This is a genomic window from Marinobacter zhanjiangensis, assembly GCF_014651935.1.
Lineage (GTDB): Bacteria > Pseudomonadota > Gammaproteobacteria > Pseudomonadales > Oleiphilaceae > Marinobacter > Marinobacter zhanjiangensis.
The window spans coordinates 159,639-181,610 of sequence record NZ_BMXV01000006.1 but is presented as its reverse complement, the minus strand read 5'-3'; the positions used below and the strand labels follow the sequence as shown (position 1 = coordinate 181,610).

The window sequence follows — 21,972 nt, the reverse complement described above, 5'->3', positions numbered from 1 at the left end:
ATTTACATAGAGGGAACTTCACCATGCTGCCCAGACTGCTGCTTCACCCCCTAATCATTCTGCTGGCTGTGATCGGGCTGGCTGCTGCCAGCCATGCGGCCAACCCCCACTACGACATCAGGGTACTGTCCAGTGCGCCGGATCAGGTATCCGGGGATGACGTACTGGTACAGATACTGTTCAAGGACCGCCCTGTAAAATCGCGACCCGCGACACGCTCCCGGCTCAGACACCTGGAATTCTGGCTCAATGGCCAGCCCATCAAGCCCGAAATCCGGGCCGGGCGGAAGGGTCATGAAGTCCTGGTAACCGGCCTGCGGGAAGGTGAAAACCGGCTTGAATTGCATCACCGCCGTCAGGGTCCTCTGGCTTCGGTTTCACTGACAGTTCACCCGACCACCGGCCCCATCTTTTCGGGACCACAGCAATATCCGTTCGTGTGTACCGTCACCACAGAACTTGGCAAACAGCCACTGGTGGATACCGACGGCAACGCCGGTTTCCCGGTGCTTGATGAAAGTGGTGCCCAGATAGGCCTGAGCCGCGACTGCTCCATCGAAAGCTATGTCAGCTTTATCTACCGTACAACCGACGACGAGTGGAAATCGCTACCCGAGGATGGCGTGCGACCCGATGACATGGTCCGCACCACTCTGACTGACGGTCGTACTGTGGACTTCATCGTCCGCCAGGAAAGAGGCACCATCAACCGGTTTATCTACAGCTTCGCTACTCTGGCCGAAGCGGTAGACGCTCCCTGGGAAGCGTCTACCGACAACTGGAATGGCCGCCTGCTGTTCCACTTCCAGGGTGGCGTCGGTATCGGCCACTCCCAGGGTGATATCAGCAATAGCCGGGCGCTGCAGCCTGACACCCTGAAGAAAGGCTACGCGGTGATCTATTCCACCGGTACCCGTACCAGCCCCCACTACAACCTTCAGGTGGGTGGCGAGACCGCGCTCATGGTGAAAGAACATTTCGTCAAGCGTTTCGGGGTACCGGACTATACCGTGGCCATTGGCGGTTCTGGCGGGGGTATCCAGCAGTACGTTTACTCCCAGAATCACCCGAACTTGTTGGACGGCGGCGTACCCCAGTATTCCTACCCGGACATGGTCACCCAGACCATCCATGTCGGCGACTGCGAACTGCTGGAGTACTACATGGACGCCACCGACCGGGACAATACCAAGTGGCAAACCACCGCCAACCGCAGCCTGCTGGTAGGCCTGAACGCCAATGACAATTACCCCGACCCGTTCGCCAGAGCCAAGACCATGCTCGGTTACAGCACGGCCCCGGGCATGACCGAGTGCATTCCGGCCTGGCGCGGCCTGACGCCGCTGGTGATGAACCCCCTCTACGGCAGAGCCGACAACCAGGAGTTGATGCAGCCCGCCGGCATCATGGACGAGGTACGCTGGACCCACTACTCGGACGCCAAAAACATCTACGGCGTGGATGAAAATGGTGAACCCCGCACCCTGTTCGACAATGTAGGCGTGCAGTACGGCCTGGATGCCCTGGTGGAGGGCAACATTACCAAGGCAGAGTTCCTGAAGCTGAACGCTCAGGTGGGCGGCTGGAAACAGCCTTCGGAGATGGTTCAGGAAGGGTTCCCGTTCCTGGGCATTGAGGAGCAGGTACTGGCCGGGGAGATTCGATTCGATCCCTGGAGCAGCGCCAACATGAACCTCAGTCCGGACGACGGCACCACCCCGGCGCCACGGACCGAGGGTGATCTCCAGGCTATCCGCGCCGCCTATACCTCGGGCCTGGTGTTCGACGGCCAGCTCAAAATGCCGGTGATCGACTGGCGGCATTACCTGGAAGAAGTGCTGGACATGCACAACAGCCACCAGTCCTTCTCCGCCCGCCAGCGCATCATCAACCGCATGGGCGACGCCGGTAACCAGGTGATCTGGTTTACCGATGCCCGGCCAACCGATTATTCCGACCCGGACGAACCGGAGCCACGGGAAGAATACAACCAGACCTGGATGGCCCTGGAAGTGCTTCACGACTGGATCATGAATATTCAGGACAACCCCGACCTCAGCATCGCCGAAAACCGGCCAGCCGAGGCGGTGGACGCCTGTTACAACACCGATGGCTCACTGATCGACGCGGGAGAAGACGTCTGGAACGGTATCCTGGACAGCAATGCCGAAGGTGCCTGCACCCGGCAATTCGAAACCTACACCACTTCCCGCATGGAGGCCGGTGGGCCGATCGAGGGAAGTGTCTTCAAATGCGCCCTGAAGCCAGTGGAAGCTGCTCTGAGCGACGGCACCTATGGCAACACGACCTTCACCGGGGAGGAAGTTGACAGGCTGCAGGAAATTTTCCCCAGCGGCGTCTGCAACTTCAATGAACCGGATCAGGGACGTCCTGCTGGCTGATCGCCTTACCCCTGCGCCGATCCCGGCATAGTCCTGGCATGCTTGACTTGGTCGGGATCGGTCGCAGGACGAAAGATCGGGGGTGTGGCCCGTGACTCAATGGTCGGTCGGACCACCGCCCCTTTGCTGCACACCAGGATTCACCGTTCCGCCGGTTCCGGTTTGGAGCCCCGCTTCCTGGTGGCTCCGTCACCCATCTGGGCCTGACGAAGCACCCGCCACGCTCTGAAGATCCGATCGGAAGATCCTGCCAGTTGTACCGCTGAATGGTTCATTGCCTGCCTCCCTTTGAGATAAAGCCCGACACTCAAAATAGCAGGACTGCCCTAATATGCAAACAATTATCATTCCGATATAGAGCAATCAAGTTGCAAGAGTTGCGTCGAACCTGTCTTCAAAGTGGTCATGAAATACGACGCTGGTTACAAAACCCTGCCAAAAAACCACTCAATTTTGCCGAACTGGTACACCGTTCCCCTGTCCAAGCTCGTAGCGTTGAACTAAGCTGAAATTAAAGCCTCATTCAATGGAGGTTCTGCCGGACCACCGGGATCAGCTCTCCGGACCGCCTTCGGCAGACAGTCGTGTTTTCCATCCAACCATAACCAGAACGTCCGCCCGCGGCGTCCAACAACGGGGAATATTGCGTGTAGTCGAGCTGATTCATTAGCAAGCGAGGGTTACCCATGAGCATATTGCAGCACTTCAAAGACCGGTATGACCAGACCCAGGAAGAAGAATACTCCCTGGAGGAATATCTGGAGATCTGCAAGAAGGATCCATCCGCCTACGCCACCGCCGCCGAGCGCATGCTGCTCGCTATCGGCGAACCGGAATTTATCGACACATCCAGGGACCCGCGCCTGTCGCGCATATTCTCCAACAAGGTGATCCAGCGATACCCGGAGTTTTCCGAGTTCTATGGCATGGAAGAAGCGGTGGAAAATATCGTGTCCTTCTTCCGTCATGCCGCCCAGGGGCTGGAGGAAAAGAAACAGATCCTGTATCTGCTGGGGCCTGTCGGTGGCGGCAAATCCTCCCTGGCGGAAAAGCTGAAGTCCCTGATACAGAAGGTGCCCTTCTACGCCATCAAGGGCTCGCCGGTTAATGAATCCCCCCTGGGACTGTTCGATCCGCTGGAAGATGGCCAGATTCTGGAAGAGGAATACGGCATTCCCCAGCGTTACCTCAAGCCCATCATGTCGCCCTGGGCGGTGAAGCGCCTGCATGAATATGGCGGTGATATCAGCCAGTTCCGGGTGGTGAAGAAGTACCCGTCGGTACTGGACCAGGTGGCCGTCTCCAAGACCGAGCCCGGCGACGACAACAACCAGGACATCTCCGCCCTGGTGGGCAAGGTCAACATCCGCATGCTGGAAGACTTCTCCCAGGACGACCCGGACGCCTACAGCTTCTCCGGTGGCCTGAGCAAGGCCAACCAGGGGCTGATGGAATTCGTGGAGATGTTCAAGGCCCCCATCAAGGTCCTCCACCCGCTGCTCACCGCTACCCAGGAGGGCAACTACAACACCACCGAGGGCATGGGTTCGGTGCCCTTTGATGGCATTATCCTGGCCCACTCCAACGAGTCCGAGTGGCAGACTTTCCGCAACAACAAACACAACGAGGCCTTCCTGGACCGGGTCTACATCGTCAAGGTGCCCTACTGCCTTCGGGTCACGGAAGAAATCGAGATCTACCGGAAGCTGCTGAAGCACAGCTCGCTTTCCGGAGCGCCCTGCGCCCCGGACACCCTGGACATGCTGGCCCAGTTCTCGGTGCTGTCACGGCTCAAGGAGCCGGAAAACTCCAGCATCTACTCTAAAATGAAAGTGTATGACGGCCAGAACATCAAGGACACCGATCCCAAGGCCAAGTCGATCCAGGAATACCGTGATGCCGCCGGCGTCAACGAAGGCATGGACGGGTTGTCCACCCGCTTCGCCTTCAAGATTCTGTCCAAGGTGTTCAACTTCGACAGCACTGAAGTGGCCGCCAACCCGGTGCACCTGCTCTATGTTATCGAAAAGCAGATCGAGCAGGAGCAGTTCCCGCCCGAGGTGCATGAGCGTTACCTGCGCTTTATCAAGGAGTACCTGGCGCCCCACTACGTGGAGTTCATCGGCAAGGAAATCCAGACCGCCTATCTGGAAAGTTACAGCGAGTATGGTCAGAACCTGTTCGACCGCTATGTGACCTATGCCGACCTGTGGATCCAGGACCAGGAGTTCCGGGACCCGGACACCGGCGAGATTCTCGACCGGCCGGCCATCAACGACGAACTGGAGAAGATCGAGAAACCCGCGGGTATCAGCAACCCCAAGGACTTCCGCAACGAGGTGGTCAACTTCGTGCTGCGGGCCCGGGCCAACAACCAGGGGGAGAACCCCTCCTGGCTCAGCTACGAGAAGCTGCGTAGCGTGATCGAGAAGAAGATGTTCTCCAACACCGAAGACCTGCTGCCGGTGATTTCCTTCAATCCCAAGGCCAGCCAGGAAGACCAGAAGAAGCACAAACAGTTTGTGGATCGCATGGTCGACCGTGGTTACACCGAGAAGCAGGTCCGGCTGCTGGCCGAGTGGTACCTCAGAGTCAGAAAGTCGCACTGACCAACTGTCTGACCTGACTGGAGTGGCACTATGGGTATGACCCACGTTGTAGACCGCCGACTGAACGGCAAAAACAAGAGCGCAGTGAACCGGGAACGGTTCCTGCGCCGCTACCGCCAGCACATCAAGAAAGCTGTGGCGGATGCGGTGCAGAAGCGCTCGATCACCGATATTGAACGGGGTGAAAGCGTCAGCATTCCCTCCCGGGATATCCATGAGCCCATCTTCCACCACGGCCAGGGGGGCAAACGGGAGATGGTTCACCCCGGAAATCAGGAGTTCGTCGCCGGGGATGAAATTGCCAAGCCGGAAGGCGGTGGCGGAGGCGGCTCGGGTGCCGGCCAGGCCAGCCCCGACGGCGAGGGCATGGACGAATTCGCGTTCCAGATTACCCAGGACGAGTTCCTGGACTTCCTGTTCGATGACCTGGAACTGCCCAACCTGGCCCGCAAGAAGCTCAAGGACACCGAAGCCTTCACCTGGCAACGTTCCGGCTTCACCTCCCAGGGCGTGCCCGCCAAACTGGATGTGGTGCGCTCACTACGGGGGGCCCACGCCCGGCGGCTGGGCCTGAGCGGTGCCCGCCGCAAGAAGATTCGTGAGTTGCAGGAACAGCTTGCAGCCCTGAAAAGCGCCCCCGACGACCTGGACCCCGCGTTCAGCCACGCCGACCAGATCGAAGCGCTGGAGTCGGAAATCGCCCGGCTCAAGGCCAACGTCAGGCGTATTCCGTTTATTGACGAGATCGACCTGCGCTACCGGCAACACGTCAAGAAACCGAAGCCGGCCACCAGTGCGGTGATGTTCTGCCTGATGGATGTGTCCGGCTCCATGACCCAGACCCACAAGGACATCGCCAAGCGCTTCTTCATCCTGCTGTACCTGTTCCTGAAGAAGAACTACAAGAAGATCGACGTGGTCTTCATCCGCCACCATACCAGCGCCAAGGAAGTGGACGAGGAGGAGTTCTTCTACAGCCGGGAGACCGGCGGCACCATCGTCTCCAGCGCCCTCAAGCTGATGCACAAGATCATTGAGTCCCGCTATTCCCCGGACGAGTGGAACATCTACGCCGCCCAGGCGTCAGACGGTGATAACTGGAACGATGACTCCCCGGTCTGCGGCAAGATCCTGGCGGAACGAATCATTCCGCTGGTGCAGTACTACTCCTATGTGGAGATTACGCCCCAGGATCACCAGATGCTGTGGTACGAGTACCAGAAGGTCATGGAGAGTTTCCCCCAGAGCTTCGCCATGCAACAGATCGCCGACCCGGCGGAAATCTACCCGGTATTCCGCCAGCTGTTCGAGAGGAAAGCGGCATGACAGATACCATCGAGCATCCCAAGCTGCCCAACCGTGAACAGGTCCGGCCAGACCCGATTTCCACCGGTTCCGAATGGACCTTCGACCTGATCCGGAAATACGACGAAGAAATCGCCAAATGTGCGGAAGAATTCGGTCTGGACACCTACCCCAACCAGGTGGAGGTGATCAGCGCCGAGCAGATGATGGACGCCTACAGTTCCGTAGGCATGCCCGTGGGCTACCATCACTGGTCCTTTGGCAAGCAGTTCCTCAACACCTCCAAGGGCTACCAGCGGGGCCAGATGGGGCTAGCCTACGAGATCGTGATCAACTCCAACCCCTGCATTGCCTATCTGATGGAGGAGAATACCCTGCCCATGCAGGCGCTGGTGATCGCCCATGCCTGCTACGGCCACAACTCCTTCTTCAAGGGCAACTACCTGTTCCGCACCTGGACAGACGCCAGCGCCATCATCGATTACCTGGTGTTTGCGCGGAATTACGTGGCGGAATGCGAGGAACGCCACGGTGTCGAAGCGGTGGAGGAGATCCTCGATTCCTGCCATGCGCTGATGAATCATGGCGTTGACCGCTACAAGCGCCCGCCCCCCATTTCCGCCGCCGAGGAGCGTCGCCAGCAGAAGGAACGGGAGGAATACGTCCAACGCCAGCTCAACGACCTGTGGCGCACCATCCCGAAGATGGGCGACGAGGATGACGACCCCGAGCGCCGGCGTCAGCGGTACCCTTCGGAGCCCCAGGAGAACATCCTCTACTTCATCGAGAAGAACGCCCCGCTACTGGAAACCTGGCAGCGGGAAATCATCCGCATCGTGCGCAAACTGGGGCAGTACTTCTATCCCCAGCGCCAGACCCAGGTCATGAACGAAGGCTGGGCCTCCTTCTGGCACTACACCCTGCTGCACCGCATGTACGAGAAGGGCCTGGTGACCGACGGCTTCATGCTGGAATTCCTGCAGAGCCACACCGCCGTCATTTACCAGCCGCCCTTCAACAGCCCCTGGTACAGCGGCATCAACCCCTACACCCTGGGCTTCTCCATCTTTTCCGACCTGCGCCGAATGTGCGAGAACCCCACGGACGAGGACCGGGAATGGTTTCCGGACATTGCCGGCAGTGACTGGGTCGAGACCCTTCATTTCGCCATGCGCAACTTCAAGGATGAGAGCTTTATCCAACAGTTCCTGTCGCCCCGGGTGATGCGGGACATGAAGTTCTTCTCCATCGAGAATGACGACCAGGAAGATGTCTTCCGGGTAACCGCCATCCACGACGACCCGGGCTATCGGCCTCTGCGGGAAAAACTGGCGCGCCAGTACAATCTCAGTTACCGGGAGCCCAATATCCAGGTGTGGAACGTGGATGTGCGGGGTGATCGCTCACTGACCCTGCGGCATATCCCGGTGGACCGGGTGCCTCTCGGGGAGGACGCCGACGAGGTGCTCAGACACGTCCACCGGTTGTGGGGGTTTGACGTACATCTGGAAAGCGTGGATGAAGGCACTGTAGTTGCAGAGCATCACTGCCCGCCGCGGGACCTGAACGACGGCTGATCCGTGGTCATAGTAACGCTCAGGTGACGGGTGCCTGCTGTGAATCAGTCCTGCCCGGGACTGACCAACAGATGCCCGTTGGCCTGGAACTGCAGGCCTGGCACGTAGAATTCGTAGGTATTTTTACCCTTTTCCTTGGAAAGGTACATGGCGGTGTCGGCATTCTTCATCAGCGTTTGCTGATTGTCGCCGTGGTCGGGGTACACACTGATGCCGATACTGGCGGTCACCCGGCAGTCCTGCCCCATCAAACTGACCAACTCCACGGCAGCGTCCAGCAGCTTGCGGGCCACAATCGTTGCATCTTTGGCTTCGGACACATCGTGGAGCAGCACCACGAATTCATCCCCACCCAGGCGGGCAAGAATATCCGACTCCCGCAACACGGCTTTCAGGCGACGGGCCATCTCCTGCAGCAACTGGTCACCCGCCGCGTGCCCCAGGCTGTCGTTCACCAGTTTGAAGCGGTCCAGATCAATGAACATGACCACCGGTTTGTTGCCGTAACGGCGGGCGGTAACCACCGCCTGGTCCAGCAGCTCGCCAAACATGGCCCGGTTGGGCAGGCCAGTGAGACTGTCGTGGGTGGCCAGGTAGCGCACCCGTTCCTCGGCACGTTTGCGGTCCGCCTCATGCTCCAGGGTCAGCAGGGCATGAGACAGGTTGTCAGCCATTCGCTCAATCAACGCAATAACTTCGGCATCAAAGGCGCGACGTTCCCCGGCACAGAGGTAGATCACGCCCAGTGCACGGCCATCTCTGAGAAGCGGCACCGCTGCGGCGGCCTTCAGCCGGCTTTTTCTGGCCAGTTCATGCCAGGGCCGGGTGCGGGGGTCGTTCATGAAATCGTCAGTGACTTCCGGGCGACACTTTCGAAACGCTGTTCCTGCAATCCCCAAGCCCTCGGGACGATCGGGATTGACGGAAACAACAGCCAGCGGTGTTGTGTCCTGACCGGCCCCCGCCATAGCGACCACATTCAGGCTGTCGGTTTCCTCGTCAGCCAGCATAATGTATGCGGCGGCAAGCTTGCCGGAATCCACCGCCACCCGACAGACTTCTTTAAACAGAGCCTCTGGGGTTTCGGCATGCATAATCGCTTCATTGGTTGCACTCAGGGCCGCATACATACGCTGTGCATGATGAGCCGCCTGTTCCGCCAGGACCCGGTCCGTCACCTGTCGGGAAGACGTAATCAGCAATGAGCGGCCATCAATATCGGCGACCCTGTGATGGGATTGCCACCAGCCAACACGACGGCCATCTTTGCTGCCGGCCAGGCGGGGTTTTTCGGAAATGCCTTCCGGGCCTGCCTGGCGCACCGTTTCAATAATCGCCTCACCCTCTTCTCGGGTGGTGCCGGTAAACTCGTAACCCAGCATGTTCAACAATTCTTCCCGGGAGTAACCTGTAACCTCACAGGCCGTATCGTTCACGTAGACAAACTGGTGAGTCTCACAATCGGAGATGAAGATCAGATCAGGCGACGCATCCATGGTGCACTGAAACCGCTCCGCCATGATTCGCCGTCGCTCATCCCGGGTGATGTCCTTACCAGTGCCGCGAAATCCAACACAGCAACCATGGGCATCATGGATTGGAGCACCGGAGAGCTGGACATAGCGAAGCTCACCGCCGCCCAGGTAGCGCCGGAAGACCAGGTCCCTGAAGGAGCCAGAAATACGCTCGAACGAATCTGCAGGAACTCCGGAGACCGACTCAAACCCCAGCTCGCCACGAGTTAGGCCGACCAGCGACTCAACGGTAGCGTCGGTGTCACCTTCAAGAGAGCGGCCCTCAAGCCGAACCAGGCAACTTGCTGCATCCTGTTCCCAGATCCAGTCAACCCCGAGCTCCAGCATTGCCTGAAGCACCTGCCATTCCGGAGCGTTGCAGTTAGTGACCATAGATTCTTCCAGCCCCATTGGATCTCCTGTTGTTATCTCATAATCTCAGAAGCTGAATCCCACTGTTTATCATCGCCAGACAGTGCCCAGGTGTTCTTGCCCTTCTCCTTGGCCTCATACATGGCAAGGTCCGCCGATTTCATCAGCGCACGGTGGTTTTCCCCGTGGTGTGGATAAAGGCTCACGCCGATACTCAGCGTTACCACCAATGGCTGACCGTCCACCTGGACGGGATCCTGGGCAGCTGCCAGCAGCTTTTCCGCCACCCGCTGCGCATACTCGTGTCGGTCGATATTCTGCACCAGCACCACAAACTCATCGCCTCCGAGCCGCGCCAGCACATCATGCTCTCGCAGGACGCAGCGAAGCCGGCCGGCCATCTGTTCCAGCACCCGGTCCCCGGTATCATGCCCCCAGGTATCGTTGATCTGCTTGAAGTTATCCAGGTCGACGAACATGAGGGCGGGTTTGTGTCCGGTCCGGTTGACCGAGGCGATGGCCTGTTCCAGCAGATCCGACAACAGGTTGCGGTTGGGCAGGCCGGTCAGGCTACAGTGGGTGGCCAGATAATGGGCCCGCTCCTCCGCTTCCCGACGCACCTGTTCGCGCTCGAAGGCCTTGAGGGCAAAAGCAATATTATCCGTCAGGCGCACCAGCAACCCGATAATCTCCTCGTCGAACGCCCGGCGCTCACGGGAGCAGAGATACATGGTACCCACGGATCGCCCTTCCCTGATGATGGGTACCGACGCTGCCGACCTGAGTTTTGTGCGGTCACGTACCATGCGATGCCAGTGGGCGGTCCGCTGATCCTTCAGGAAATCATCCGTAACACAGGGCCGCTGGGTCCGAAAGGCGGTGCCGTTCAGGCCAGTCCCTTCCGCCCGATCCGGGTTGATGGAAATAATGGTACTGCCCATGACATCACGGCCGTAGCCGGCCATGGCCTTGACCTCCATAAGGTCCGAACCCGGTTTCGGCATCAGCAATACCGCGGTTGTCATGCCGCCACTGTCTATTGCCGCGTCGCAGACTGCCTGAAAGACTTCATCGGGTGAAGACAGGCGGATCATGGCTTCATTGGCGGCACTCAACGCCGCATAAATCTGCCTGGAACGGGTGGCAGATTGTTCGGCAAGAACACGGCGTGTCACCTCCCTGGACACGATAACAACCACATCCCGGCCATCAATCACCTGATAGCCAAAATGCCCTTCCCACCAACCGCGGCGGGAGTTGCCCTTGTTGACAATCAGCCGTGGTTCGTCGGTGTAACCCCGCTCCCCTGCCAGCCGGGCCTGCCTGTAGCTTTCCTGGATAACCTCGGGCGACTGACCGGTCAGGTCCGGGGCGGTCATCGCAAGCAGCTCGTCGCGACTGTACCCGGTCATGTCGCAGGTGGCCTGATTGACGTAGAGATATCGCAGGGACTGAGCATCGCAGACCAGAATGCAGTCCGGCGAGGAATTGAGGAATGCAGCGAGGTTTTTCTGCAAGTCCTCGTTCAAGTGATCCCCTGCCATTTGCGACTCCCTACAGCGCCTATCTGTCTTTTTTTTGTGCAGTCAGATTAGCCCGATCTCTGGCGGGTAGCTACCCCGGGAGCTGTGAGTGTGAACCCCGACTGCTTTATTGACTGTATTCGGAAACGACTAGTGTCCGTTTGGTTATCGAGATTAGCCTGTTTGTACACTGAGCGACATCCTGGGATGCTATTTTCACAGCCTTTTACAGTTCTCCGGGATACCCGGGGGCAGGATTGCAATTTCGCCCCGGGGATATCATTTCCCTGCCGTCACAAACCGATAAGGTCCACCAGCCAGGGTACGATCAGGGCAGTAGCGAACGCTGACAGCGCCATGGCGAGACCCGAAAAGGCCCCCATGGTCTTGCTGACCTGAAACGCACGGGCGGTACCAATACCATGAGCGGCCACCCCCATGGCAATGCCTCGGACACTGTCATCCCGAATCCGGAACAGATCGAACAGACGGGTACCCAGCACCGCCCCGACGATACCGGTCACCACCACCAGCACCGCCGTCAGTGACGGCAACCCGCCAATGGTTTCGGAGATGCCCATGGCCACCGGCGCGGTAGCTGACTTGGGCGCCAGTGACAACTGGGTCTGGGTGGTCGCACCCAGCGCCCAGGCCAGGGCAACAGAGCTACCCGCCGCGAAGATCACCCCGGACACAATGGCAATGGACACCGGCAACCAGAGCTGCCTTAGCCGTGACAGTTGCTGATAAAGCGGAACCGCCAGTGCCACGGTGGCAGGGCCCAACAGGAAATGCACAAACTGGGCGCCATCAAAGTAGTCCGGATAAGGAATACCGCTGGCCAGCAGCACCAGGATGATCATGACCACCGCTGTCAGCACCGGGTTCAGTAACGGCGACCCGCCTCCACGCTGATAGAGTTGAAAAGCCAGCAGGTAGGCCACCAGGGTCATGGTCAGCCCCAGCAGAGGCGAGGCGGACAGGTACACCCAGATATCGGCAAGATCCGGCTCAGTCATGGGACTCGCCCCCTCCGTGGTAATCCGGCGCCAGCCAGCGGGTTGCCAGCACCATAATGCCGGCGGTCACCAGCATGGTCAGCAGGGTGGTCACCAGCAGCACGGCAACAACAGGAAGCCACTCCGCCAGTAGTCTGTCCGCATGGACCATAACGCCGACGCCGGCGGGTACGAACAGCAGGGAAAGGTGGCCAAGAAGCCCGGTCGAGGCAGTGTCCAGGGTCGCGGGGACCCGTCTCATAAGCACCAGCGACACGAACAGCAAAAGCATGCCCAGTACCGGGCCGGGTACCGGCCAGCCCAGCAGGCGGACCGTGACCTCACCGATAAGCTGGAACACCAGCAGCCAGGTTATACCATTGAGAAACATCATAGGTCCGACCCGTTACAAATGAGAAGTATTTGCTTTATTATCCGTCGCAAACGAAGCCCCTTTTCCCAGGCAAAGCTATGGTACCGGACCAACAGACGGCGCAATCAAGAATCGGACAGGTATTGCGGTTTATCCACAGTCATCTTGACCAGCCACTGACCGTTGCCTCATTGGCGACGCTGGGCGGCTGGTCCCGATGGCAGTTCCAGCGGGTTTTCGCCGCCCATACCGGCTCCTCGGTAGCACATTATATACGCGAGCTGCGGCTCAGCCAGGCGGCGGAATTGCTGCTCTGTACCCGCGACCGCCAGCTGGAGATCGCCCTGAGCTGCGGTTTCGAGTCCGATATCAGTTTCAGCCGCAGCTTCCGCCAGTACTTTGGATGCTCCCCCGGCCAGTACCGCAAGCGGGGTGTCCGCTGTCACCTGCGGGCTCCCATTCCGGTAGCGCCACTGCCAGCACCGCCACCGGGCAGCAATCCCTGCCAGACCCGGATCCGCGTGGAATCCCGACCGGCGTTCGATGTCATTGGGCTGTCCTGTCAGATCCACGGTATTTATTCGCCTACGCCAGATTTTGCCCGGCGGGTTCCGGACCTGTGGCGCCAACTCCGCACCCGCCATATCCTGCCGGAAAAGGCTGCCAGGCTGGGAGTAATGCCCGTATCCGGCGACGCCGGCGATCACAGCTTTCCATACTGGGCCTGCCTGGAAGCCTCTGCCTGGCAGAACCACCCGCAACTGCCCCGACTGACAGTGCCGGCCCAGGAATACGCTGTGGTCCCTTTCCAGGGACCCGTAACGAACCTCGAACAAACCCTTTCCTGGTTCCTTGACGAGTGGTTACCAGCATCCGGCTACCAGGGCTGCTTTGGCTTCGACCTGGAAATATACCCGGCCGGTCCACATCGCAATATACCGGACGGCCACATCACGGTGGAGTACTGGGTGCCCATTCGCCCCGCCGGAAATCGAACGGTACCCATGCACCAAATGGTTAAGTGAATACCTGTTAATCACTTTATAATGCGAATGATTCTCAGGAAAGCGCATCAATGGCGCTCCTATTTCATCGCAATGCAGGACATGTTCATGCCATCCAGACTATTTTTCCATCGCTCCCTCATCTCGCTGGCCATTGCCAGCGGTGTCGCTGCGTCGACGCCCGCCCTGGCCCAGAATACCGAACTGGCGCCACTGACTGTCTACAGTGACACCTACCGGAACACGGCCACCAAAACGGCACTGAAACCGGAGGAAACTCCCCAGAGTATCAGCGTCCTCGACCGCCAGGCACTGGCAATGCGTGATGCGGATACTGTCGCCACCGCCCTGCGGTACGCCCCGGGGGTGAACACCGAGCTGCGGGGCGGCGCCGTTGGCCGCCTGGATCTTTTCACCATCCGCGGCTTCGAAAATCTTCACAACTACTACGACGGTCTGCCTCTGCTCTACCTGGATGGCTGGAACCTCCAGGCTCAGACCGACCTGCATGCGGTGGAACAGGTGGAGATTTTCCGCGGCCCGACATCCACACTTTATGGCGCCATGCCTCCGGGCGGCATGGTTAACATGATTGCCAAAAGCCCTTCGCAAGCATCGTTCAACCAGGTCGAACTGTCGACAGGCAGTCACAACCTGAAAGAGGCCAGCCTGGAATCCAGGGGCCAGTTCGGGAACTCCGACTTCAGCTACAGCCTGGTCGCCCTGGCCCGCAAGAAAGACTCCCAGGCAGACACCGCAGAGGAGGAGCGCCAGATGATCGCTCCGTCGGTGGACTGGCAGATAACCGATGACACGCTGATCAACGTTAACCTCTACTATCAGAAGGACCCCGAACAGGGCATCTATACCACTTTGCCAGCAGCCGGTCTGTTCCTGGACAACCCGAATGGCCGGATTGATGAAGACACCTTTTCCGGTGATAAGAACTGGAATACTGCTGACCGGGAAGTGCTGATGGCCGGTTACAAGATCAACCACGCCATCAACAATAACTGGACGTTCCTGCAGAACTTCCGCTACACGGATGCGGAGTACCTGCAGCGCAATACCTACTCAACGGGTCTGAACGCTGACCAGCGCACCATGAACCGCGCGGCTTACCTTACTGACGAATCGGCGCATTCCTACGCGGTCGACAATCAGTTGACGGGGCTGGTTCGCACAGGCGCCATTGAACACAACCTTTTGGCCGGTATCGATTACCAGAGCATGGATGGCTCAGTGCAGTACAGTGAAGGGGGAGCCCCCTCCATCGACCTTTTCAACCCGGACAATAACCAGATTGATCGGGGCACCCAGGCTCTGACACCCTTCGGTGACTATGACATCGATCGGGAGCAACTGGGCGTTTACCTGCAGGACCAGGCCCGCATTGGCTCCTGGATCCTGATGGCCGGCCTGCGCTGGGACGACTATTCGGGCAGACAGCAAGAAGCCCTCTACGGGAGCGACAACAAACAGGAAGACACCAACCTGTCTTCACGTGCCGGGGTCATGTACGAGTTCAGCAATGGCGTCTCCCCCTACGTGAATTACGCGGAAAGCTTTGAACCCATCCTGAACACCGACATGTTCGGCGAGCCGTTCGAGATTTCAACCGCCAAACAGTATGAAGCGGGCGTCAAGTTCCGCACCAATACCGGCATGACATCGGTGGATGCTGCAGTCTTCCGGATCGACAAGAAAAATGTACCGACCCGGGCCCCCAATGCCGGCCCCTATGACCAGATCCAGGTGGGCGAGGTTCGCTCCCGGGGTTTCGAGCTGGAAGCCAGCACCCAGCCCATCGACAACCTGCTGCTGAGCCTTGCCTATACCTACCAGGACGTAGAAACGTCCGAAGCGCCGACCGATATAGAAGGCAACAGTGTGGTGTGGGCCCCGGACCAACTGGTCTCAGCCTGGGCCGACTATGGCTTTGTTGCCGGACCTCTGGCAGGCCTGACATCCGACGTGGGCATACGGTATATCGGCGAAGCGGCCCTCACCAGCACCGGCTCCAGGAAGGTTCCCGATGCCACCCTGTTCGACCTCGCCATGAGCTACGACCTCGGGCAGCTGAGTCAGTCCATGGATGGCGCCGAACTGGGACTGTCGGTCAACAACCTTCTGGATGAGCGTTACTACACCTGCTACGACGCCGGCAACTGCTGGTTCGGTCAGGAAAGGACCGTGGAAGCCAGCGTTTCCTATAGGTTCTGAACAGGCCCGACACGACAAAGCCCGCCAGCTGGCGGGCTTTGTCTTACCTTGCAAACCGCCTGAACGTCAGACGCTCGGCAAGCCGGACAGTGCCATGCCCAGCTCCGCATCGTCGTACTCGTAATCCCCCAGTTCGCCCGCAAAGTATGACGTGTAGGCCGCCATATCGAAGTGCCCGTGGCCGCAGAGATTGAACAGAATAGTCTCGGAGGTGCCTTCACGTTTGCAGCGCAGGGCTTCCTCGATGGCACCCTTGACCGCATGGTTGGCTTCCGGCGCCGGCACGATGCCTTCGGCCCGGGCAAACAGCACGCCGGCCTCGAAGCATTCCCGCTGGGTATAGGACGTCGCCTCGAACAGGCCCAGCTCCTTGGCGTGGGACACCATCGGCGCCATGCCGTGATAGCGCAGGCCACCGGCATGGAAGCCCGGCGGCGTGAAGCCGGAGCCCAGGGTATGCATCTTGGTCAGTGGCGTCATGTGGGCAGTATCACCGTAGTCATAGGCGAATTTGCCCCGGGTCAGAGTCGGGCAGGCGGACGGCTCCACCGCCACGATGCGGCTCTTCTCCCCGCCACGCAGGGCATGGCCCATGAACGGGAAGGCAATGCCGGCAAAGTTGGAACCGCCACCGGTGCAGCCCACGATGACGTCCGGCCAGGTGTCTGCCATTTCCATCTGTTCCATGGACTCCAGTCCGATAATGGACTGGTGCACCAGCACGTGGTTCAGCACCGACCCCAGGGCATACTTGGTGTCGGGGTCCTGTACCGCCAGTTCCACCGCTTCGGAGATGGCGATGCCCAGACTGCCGGTATGGTCGGGATTCTCCGCCAGCACCTTGCGCCCGAATTCGGTCATATTCGAGGGCGAGGCCACACACCTGGCGCCATAGGTTTCCATTACCGCACGGCGATAGGGCTTCTGGTCATAGGACACCCGGACCTGGAACACATTCACGTCCATGTCGAACAGCGAACCGGCAAAGGCCAGTGATGTGCCCCACTGGCCGGCCCCCGTTTCAGTGGTCAGGCGGTTGATGCCTTCCTGCTTGTTGTAGAAGGCCTGGGGAATGGCGGTATTGGGCTTGTGGCTGCCGGCGGGGCTGACGCCCTCGTACTTGTAGAAGATCTTCGCGGTAGTGCCCAGTGCCTTTTCCAGGCCGTGAGCCCGGTACAGGGGTGCCGGACGCCAGAGACGGTAGACATCCTGTACCGGCTCGGGAATCTCGATTTCCCGCTCGGTGCTCACTTCCTGCTCGATCAGCGCCTTCGGGAACAGGGGTTCCAGGTCCTCCGGGCCGACGGGCTGCCGGGTCGCGGGATGAAGCACCGGCGCCATGGGCTCCGGGAAATCCGCCTGGATGTTGTACCAGCTTTTGGGCATTCTGGTTTCGTCAAGGAGGTACTTTGTTGTCATTCTTCAGGGTCCTTACAGCGATAGTTATTCAACAACATTACCATATCATCACGCCCGCGAGCCTGCCTCACATCAACATTCGGGACCTGCTGTCCCGCCTCTGGTGCCTGAACTCATTACCAATCTGTCGGCAACCTGAGCGACGCGCTCTGTTAGTCTCGGCGTCAGTTTCCGAAGGAAACCGGGATACTCCTATCCAGAATAACTGTCACACATCGACGATTCCGAGGATTTTCTATCATGAACAATGGACTTCGCGGGCTGGCTGCGGCCTCCCTTCTGCTGCCGGCGGCCGCCATGGCCGAGAACCTGAGCTACAGCTACCTGGAGGGTGGTTTTGCATTCTACCCGGGTTTCGAGTCCCAGGATTTTATCGGGCTGGACACCCGGGGTTCGGTAGCCCTGCATGAGAATATCTTTGCCTTTGGTGGCCTGAAATTCCTGACCGACGATGTGGACCTCACCGCCCTGCACGCTGGCGGCGGTTACCGTCACGGCCTGGATCGCAACACCGACCTTTGGGGCGGGATAACCATGGAATACCAGGAATGGGACTGGGACCGCGGCGGCGAGGTGGATGACACCGGCCTTGGCTTCCGTGCCGGCCTCCGGCACCAGCTCAATAATGACCTGGAAGTCGGTATTGGCGGCCGCGTGGTGACTGGCGACCTGGACTATGTCGGCCTTACCGGCACCGCCCGCTACGCCATCGAGCCAGACTTCAAGCTCTTTGCCGAACTGGACGTGTACGACGGCGAGCCTGGTGTTCTCGGTGGGGTGACTTTCGAATTCTGAGTCCGCCTGCCAGCCCCGACCTGCCGGGGCTGGTTTTCCTACCAGACATCCTTTCGTGCCAGCCGCTCCAGCCGATGTTCCAGCGGGCCCGCCTCCAGCCCATGCAGCGCCAGGTAGCGCTCGGTTACCAAAAGAAAATCTCTGAGTATTCTGGCCTCTTCGGCGTCGGCCGCGATCGACGGCAGACAGGCCTGCGCCTGGCCTGCCGCCTCCGCCAACTGCCAGGCCAGCGAAAACTCCCGTGAACGGGTGAAGTAGAGATCGAGCATGGGGTAGGCCATGCGCTGCTCGGTACAGTGCAAGAGGTCCCGGCGGACCGACTGCAGATCTCGCGCCAGGGCGGAGGGCGAAAGCCCCGGGTCCCGATTTCTTGCCGCATTGATCAGATAGAGCTCGAAAGCCACCTCCCGGCGCTGCACCGCACCACCGACCAGCGGCACCGCATAAGTGATCACCAGCGTCACCAGGACCAGGCCATTGAAGGAAGCCGCCGTGGTCAGCAGCCTTGGGACGCTACCGGCGGGAATCAGATCGCCGACCCCAAGCGTGGAGAGCGTAAACCCGACATAGTAGATATAACCATCAAGTCCGACCGGCATTTTTGTAGACGTGTCCAGAACGCTGGCTGACATCCCGGAAAACACCAGCACCCAGCCGCTCCACAATCCCGCCAGCCATACCGCTCCCATCAACGTCACCGCCAATGGTCCGGCCGTCATCAGGGGGCCGCGGCGGCCCAGAGTCAGGCAACAGGTACAGACAAGTAAGCGCACGCCAGCGATAACACCGATGGTGAAAATACCGGCGCCCCGGGTCGTCAGGGTGGTCCAGAAGACATCCACCATGACGGTGGCAATGAGAAGCGTGCCAAAAACAACAAGTACCCAGTCCATAGTGGAGAGCCTACTGGAATTCCCGCAGCCAGCGCCTGGCCAACCGCCGGTAGCGCCATGACTTGCGACGGGTGGTGTCCAGGCTCGTCGGCTGCAACTGGACGTCATGAGTGTCAGTGTCGGCATGCACCCGAAAACGACGAACGGCGCCAAAGGCCTTGTCGTCGGACCCATAGGTGGAGATCACGTGAACTTCCAACCACTCGAGTCTTATATCCGGATCGCAGGGATAGCCATTGTCGGTTTCAACACCCTCCCGCCTGAGAATCGTGGAAATCATTTCCCGGAAGCTGGTCAGTTGCAGGCATTGCCCGGAGGCCAGTGGTCCCTGGCGGGTCCGCTCCCGCAGGCCGGGCTTGTCGTCCATCGGACTGTCGCTGGAAATATCCGTCATGGGGGCCGTAAAAACTCCCTTGGACGTCTTCAGCCGGATAACTATGAAGAACACGAACACGGCTTCCTGACTCATGTTGCACACCAGGCAGGGGGAGTCGATGTATTCGTGACCGACCCCCTTGTTGATCAGCATGCGCGGTCGCCGCTGACGGCTGAACCCCATGTACAGCAACTGGGCGTAGAACACCCAGACAAACAGCGTACCAATGCTTGTCAGGGCATTCACCAGCGTGTTGTTCTGCGATATCCAGTCCAGCATTCCTCCCTCCACGACCGCGACTCTTCCCGGATATTGAGTGACCCGCGCAGCTGACAGATGCAATGGGTTACCTGAAAGACAAGCAGGCTGTGGAGAAAATGCCCATTGTGAGGGGTGACGATAATGTAATGGCTGTGCGAAAGCTTCGGCCACCAGGGATGCGCCCGACCGGTCTGACACCGGATTATGGATTTCTTCCCCCGGCCGGGCGTAGACTGGTGATTACGGTTTCACACAACAACCACAAGAACGTCTGCTGATGGGGAGTTCAGACATGAATGACATGACCGCAGGTGCACGCGAGCGCGCCACTTTTTCGGATATGAAAGAAAGCACCCAGGAAGACTGGGAGAAGATCGGCAGCTGCTTCCGGGAATTCGCCAAGGGCCACCCGGACCGCATCCTTGAGCACCTGAAACTACTGGACGGTGACTTCGGCGGCTTCCAGGTGGACCGCCTGACCCACTGCCTGCAAACAGCCACCTTTGCCCACCGGGATGGCAAGGATGAGGAATACGTGGTCTGTGCCCTGCTCCATGATATTGGCGATACCCTGGGCACCTTCAACCACGCGGACATCGCGGCGGCAATCCTGGAGCCTTTCGTCTCGGAAGAAAATCACTGGATGGTGAAACATCACGCAATCTTCCAGGGCTACTATTTCTTCCATCACCTGGGTATGGACCGCAACCTGCGTGAGCAGTATCGGGATCACCCCAATTACGAGCGCACGCTGGAGTTCGTCAGCAAGTACGACTCCCCCGCCTTCGACCCCGAGGGCGAGACCCTGCCCCTGGAATTTTTCGAGCCCATGGTGCAGCGTGTCATGGCCAAGCCCAAGCGCTCCCTGTACAAGAACATTTCCGAATAGCGACCGCAAAAGGCCCGGACAGATAACTGGCCGGGCCTTTCTATCACAGGAATGCCGTCAGGCTATCTGCAGCAGCCTCAGCAACTGGGGCCTGTGCCTGTCCGGCAGCACGTCCTCCAGAGTGTATTCGTCCAGCGCCTCCAGAAAGGCATTGAGCGCATGGGCGAACGCCCCCTTGAGTCCGCAGACCGGTGATATGGCGCATTGCCCCTCCGATGAGAAGCATTCCACCAGATCCAGATCCTGCTCGGTTTCCCGCACCAGTACACCGATATTGATCGTGCTGGGCTCCCGGTGCAGGCGCATTCCGCCGCTCTTGCCCCGGACCGTTTCGATGTAGCCCTTCTTGTTGAGCTGATGTACCACTTTCATCAGATGATTCTTGGAGATCTGATAACTGTCCGCAATCTCTTGGATGGTGGAAAGCCGATCCCGCTGCATGGACAGGTAAATCAGCACTCTCAACGAGTAATCCGTATAACGGGTAATATGCATTCCGGGACTCCTGAACCCTGACTTTCCTTTCCAGTAGCATATGCCCTGGAGTTCATGCTGAAGGCCGCGTGAACAGAAACACCACGAGACCTGTAAAGAATAATCCGGCCACCACCAGACCCGCCGGCGGCATCCCGGACAGCCGTAGCAATGCCCAGCTGGACGCCAGCAATGCCGCAGCTATCCATTTCGCCTGCAATGGCACTGCCTGCTTCTCTCGCCAGTTCCGTATGATCGGACCGAACCTGCGGTGATCATGGAGCCAGGCTTCAAAGGCAGGCGAACCCCGGCTCGCACTCCAGGCCGCCAGCAGGACGAACGGTGTTGTCGGGAGCAGTGGCAAAGCAATACCCGCAACCCCCAGCATCAGACTGATATACGCAAGCAACCGGTAACCGGTTTTCCTCATATTGCTTAACTCCACCGGTCCTGCTCTCGGCCCGTGACGGAACGAGGCGGGCGTCGGCGCAGCCGGCTCACCATAGTGTGCCTTGCTGGCGCCGGTTTCGGGTGCGACATTCAGTCGCAAAAGCAACAATTTTACCCGATTTCAGTGAACGGGTCTTCCCAGGCGATGGAGCGACACCAGCCGTGTTACATAGGAAAGTTTAAGGGTGGTCGCAAAAATCAGGGTCGCAATGTGAGCACCGATCTGCGCCGCCATGGGCAAGCTGTCTGCCAGGGGATAGGCAAGGATCACCGTTGCCACCACTGCCACCACACTGACTGCGAGAGCGCTATTGGCGAAACGCAGCAGGGCTTCCATGAATCGCAGGTTCTCAGACATGTGGGCTCCAATCATTCATGTGAGATGATTCCTGGTAAGTTTATCGCGCCATTTCATTTATTTGCAATACTTCTTATGGGCGATGTTTCGCTCCAACTCCATCTATTGGAGCTGCTTCCGGGAGATACTCCCGCAGGGGTATCGGATTGAGCCGGCT

At 59.2% G+C, this 21,972-nt stretch carries 18 protein-coding genes; 8 read left to right on the top strand and 10 right to left on the bottom strand.

Annotated elements, in window-relative coordinates; translation table 11 throughout:
• The first annotated feature begins 23 nt into the window (after positions 1–23).
• The 4 genes from IE079_RS13870 (at position 24) to IE079_RS13855 (ending at position 7,893) form a co-directional block, all read left to right on the top strand.
• On the top strand, positions 24–2,402 hold the full coding sequence (locus IE079_RS13870) for a DUF6351 family protein (RefSeq protein WP_189577379.1): 2,379 nt from the start codon (positions 24–26) through the stop codon (positions 2,400–2,402).
• 686 nt (positions 2,403–3,088) lie between these two features.
• On the top strand, positions 3,089–5,011 hold the full coding sequence (locus IE079_RS13865) for a PrkA family serine protein kinase (protein ID WP_189577378.1): 1,923 nt from the start codon (positions 3,089–3,091) through the stop codon (positions 5,009–5,011).
• A 30-nt stretch (positions 5,012–5,041) separates the two neighbouring features.
• Positions 5,042–6,337, top strand: coding sequence for a YeaH/YhbH family protein (locus IE079_RS13860; protein WP_189577377.1), 1,296 nt, complete (start codon positions 5,042–5,044; stop codon positions 6,335–6,337).
• Complete coding sequence (locus tag IE079_RS13855) at positions 6,334–7,893, top strand: SpoVR family protein (RefSeq protein ID WP_189577376.1); 1,560 nt, start codon at positions 6,334–6,336, stop codon at positions 7,891–7,893. Before IE079_RS13860 ends, IE079_RS13855 begins: the two co-directional genes overlap by 4 nt.
• Positions 7,894–7,937: 44 nt before the next feature.
• Here IE079_RS13855 and IE079_RS13850 read toward each other — a convergent pair whose 3' ends face one another.
• The 4 genes from IE079_RS13850 to IE079_RS13835 form a co-directional block, all read right to left on the bottom strand.
• A complete protein-coding gene (locus IE079_RS13850) occupies positions 7,938–9,818 on the bottom strand; it encodes a sensor domain-containing protein (RefSeq protein WP_189577375.1) in 1,881 nt (626 codons plus the stop codon).
• 14 nt (positions 9,819–9,832) lie between these two features.
• Complete coding sequence (locus tag IE079_RS13845) at positions 9,833–11,323, bottom strand: sensor domain-containing protein (RefSeq protein ID WP_189577374.1); 1,491 nt, start codon at positions 11,321–11,323, stop codon at positions 9,833–9,835.
• A 272-nt stretch (positions 11,324–11,595) separates the two neighbouring features.
• On the bottom strand, positions 11,596–12,321 hold the full coding sequence (locus IE079_RS13840) for an LrgB family protein (RefSeq protein WP_189577373.1): 726 nt from the start codon (positions 12,319–12,321) through the stop codon (positions 11,596–11,598).
• A complete protein-coding gene (locus IE079_RS13835) occupies positions 12,314–12,694 on the bottom strand; it encodes a CidA/LrgA family protein (protein ID WP_189577372.1) in 381 nt (126 codons plus the stop codon). The genes IE079_RS13840 and IE079_RS13835 overlap by 8 nt, the downstream gene beginning before the upstream one ends.
• A 77-nt stretch (positions 12,695–12,771) precedes the next feature.
• Here IE079_RS13835 and IE079_RS13830 point away from each other — a divergent pair, with 77 nt between their 5' ends.
• Both IE079_RS13830 and IE079_RS13825 read left to right on the top strand, forming a co-directional pair.
• Complete coding sequence (locus tag IE079_RS13830; RefSeq protein ID WP_189577371.1) at positions 12,772–13,698, top strand: AraC family transcriptional regulator; 927 nt, start codon at positions 12,772–12,774, stop codon at positions 13,696–13,698.
• Between the two features lie 87 nt (positions 13,699–13,785).
• Positions 13,786–15,900, top strand: coding sequence for a TonB-dependent siderophore receptor (locus IE079_RS13825; protein ID WP_189577370.1), 2,115 nt, complete (start codon positions 13,786–13,788; stop codon positions 15,898–15,900).
• A 66-nt stretch (positions 15,901–15,966) separates the two neighbouring features.
• Here the strand turns inward: IE079_RS13825 and IE079_RS13820 are convergent, their stop codons facing one another.
• Positions 15,967–17,319, bottom strand: a complete 1,353-nt coding sequence (locus tag IE079_RS13820; RefSeq protein WP_189577369.1) for a TrpB-like pyridoxal phosphate-dependent enzyme — start codon at positions 17,317–17,319, stop codon at positions 15,967–15,969.
• A 240-nt stretch (positions 17,320–17,559) separates the two neighbouring features.
• Between IE079_RS13820 and IE079_RS13815 the strand changes: the two genes are divergently transcribed.
• Complete coding sequence (locus IE079_RS13815) at positions 17,560–18,114, top strand: hypothetical protein (protein WP_189577368.1); 555 nt, start codon at positions 17,560–17,562, stop codon at positions 18,112–18,114.
• 38 nt (positions 18,115–18,152) lie between these two features.
• On the opposite strand, the gene IE079_RS13810 is transcribed toward IE079_RS13815, so the two are convergent.
• A complete protein-coding gene (locus IE079_RS13810) occupies positions 18,153–19,007 on the bottom strand; it encodes an ion channel (RefSeq protein ID WP_189577367.1) in 855 nt (284 codons plus the stop codon).
• 10 nt (positions 19,008–19,017) lie between these two features.
• Positions 19,018–19,662 (bottom strand): hypothetical protein, encoded by a 645-nt coding sequence (locus IE079_RS13805; RefSeq protein ID WP_189577366.1) that lies wholly within the window; start codon positions 19,660–19,662, stop codon positions 19,018–19,020.
• Between the two features lie 274 nt (positions 19,663–19,936).
• On the opposite strand from IE079_RS13805, the gene IE079_RS13800 reads away from it, so the two are divergent.
• The gene (locus tag IE079_RS13800; RefSeq protein WP_189577365.1) at positions 19,937–20,533 is read left to right on the top strand and encodes an HD domain-containing protein; all 597 of its coding nucleotides are present in this window, start codon (positions 19,937–19,939) and stop codon (positions 20,531–20,533) included.
• A 57-nt stretch (positions 20,534–20,590) separates the two neighbouring features.
• Here IE079_RS13800 and IE079_RS13795 read toward each other — a convergent pair whose 3' ends face one another.
• From IE079_RS13795 to IE079_RS13785, 3 genes are all read right to left on the bottom strand, one after another.
• A complete protein-coding gene (locus IE079_RS13795) occupies positions 20,591–21,028 on the bottom strand; it encodes an RrF2 family transcriptional regulator (protein WP_189577364.1) in 438 nt (145 codons plus the stop codon).
• Positions 21,029–21,080: 52 nt separating this feature from the next.
• Complete coding sequence (locus IE079_RS13790) at positions 21,081–21,437, bottom strand: YbaN family protein (protein ID WP_189577363.1); 357 nt, start codon at positions 21,435–21,437, stop codon at positions 21,081–21,083.
• A gap of 141 nt (positions 21,438–21,578) precedes the next feature.
• A complete protein-coding gene (locus IE079_RS13785; protein WP_227712508.1) occupies positions 21,579–21,815 on the bottom strand; it encodes a hypothetical protein in 237 nt (78 codons plus the stop codon).
• Between the last annotated feature and the right edge of the window lie 157 nt (positions 21,816–21,972).

Bases quoted from the DNA above. Each gene is read 5' to 3' on its own strand.
- IE079_RS13870 (WP_189577379.1), top strand. From the start codon at position 24: ATGCTGCCCAGACTGCTGCTTCACCCCCTAATCATTCTGCTGGCTGTG.
- IE079_RS13865 (WP_189577378.1), top strand. From the start codon at position 3,089: ATGAGCATATTGCAGCACTTCAAAGACCGGTATGACCAGACCCAGGAA.
- IE079_RS13860 (WP_189577377.1), top strand. From the start codon at position 5,042: ATGGGTATGACCCACGTTGTAGACCGCCGACTGAACGGCAAAAACAAG.
- IE079_RS13855 (WP_189577376.1), top strand. From the start codon at position 6,334: ATGACAGATACCATCGAGCATCCCAAGCTGCCCAACCGTGAACAGGTC.
- IE079_RS13850 (WP_189577375.1), bottom strand. From the start codon at position 9,818: ATGGGGCTGGAAGAATCTATGGTCACTAACTGCAACGCTCCGGAATGG.
- IE079_RS13845 (WP_189577374.1), bottom strand. From the start codon at position 11,323: ATGGCAGGGGATCACTTGAACGAGGACTTGCAGAAAAACCTCGCTGCA.
- IE079_RS13840 (WP_189577373.1), bottom strand. From the start codon at position 12,321: ATGACTGAGCCGGATCTTGCCGATATCTGGGTGTACCTGTCCGCCTCG.
- IE079_RS13835 (WP_189577372.1), bottom strand. From the start codon at position 12,694: ATGATGTTTCTCAATGGTATAACCTGGCTGCTGGTGTTCCAGCTTATC.
- IE079_RS13830 (WP_189577371.1), top strand. From the start codon at position 12,772: ATGGTACCGGACCAACAGACGGCGCAATCAAGAATCGGACAGGTATTG.
- IE079_RS13825 (WP_189577370.1), top strand. From the start codon at position 13,786: ATGCCATCCAGACTATTTTTCCATCGCTCCCTCATCTCGCTGGCCATT.
- IE079_RS13820 (WP_189577369.1), bottom strand. From the start codon at position 17,319: ATGACAACAAAGTACCTCCTTGACGAAACCAGAATGCCCAAAAGCTGG.
- IE079_RS13815 (WP_189577368.1), top strand. From the start codon at position 17,560: ATGAACAATGGACTTCGCGGGCTGGCTGCGGCCTCCCTTCTGCTGCCG.
- IE079_RS13810 (WP_189577367.1), bottom strand. From the start codon at position 19,007: ATGGACTGGGTACTTGTTGTTTTTGGCACGCTTCTCATTGCCACCGTC.
- IE079_RS13805 (WP_189577366.1), bottom strand. From the start codon at position 19,662: ATGCTGGACTGGATATCGCAGAACAACACGCTGGTGAATGCCCTGACA.
- IE079_RS13800 (WP_189577365.1), top strand. From the start codon at position 19,937: ATGAATGACATGACCGCAGGTGCACGCGAGCGCGCCACTTTTTCGGAT.
- IE079_RS13795 (WP_189577364.1), bottom strand. From the start codon at position 21,028: ATGCATATTACCCGTTATACGGATTACTCGTTGAGAGTGCTGATTTAC.
- IE079_RS13790 (WP_189577363.1), bottom strand. From the start codon at position 21,437: ATGAGGAAAACCGGTTACCGGTTGCTTGCGTATATCAGTCTGATGCTG.
- IE079_RS13785 (WP_227712508.1), bottom strand. From the start codon at position 21,815: ATGTCTGAGAACCTGCGATTCATGGAAGCCCTGCTGCGTTTCGCCAAT.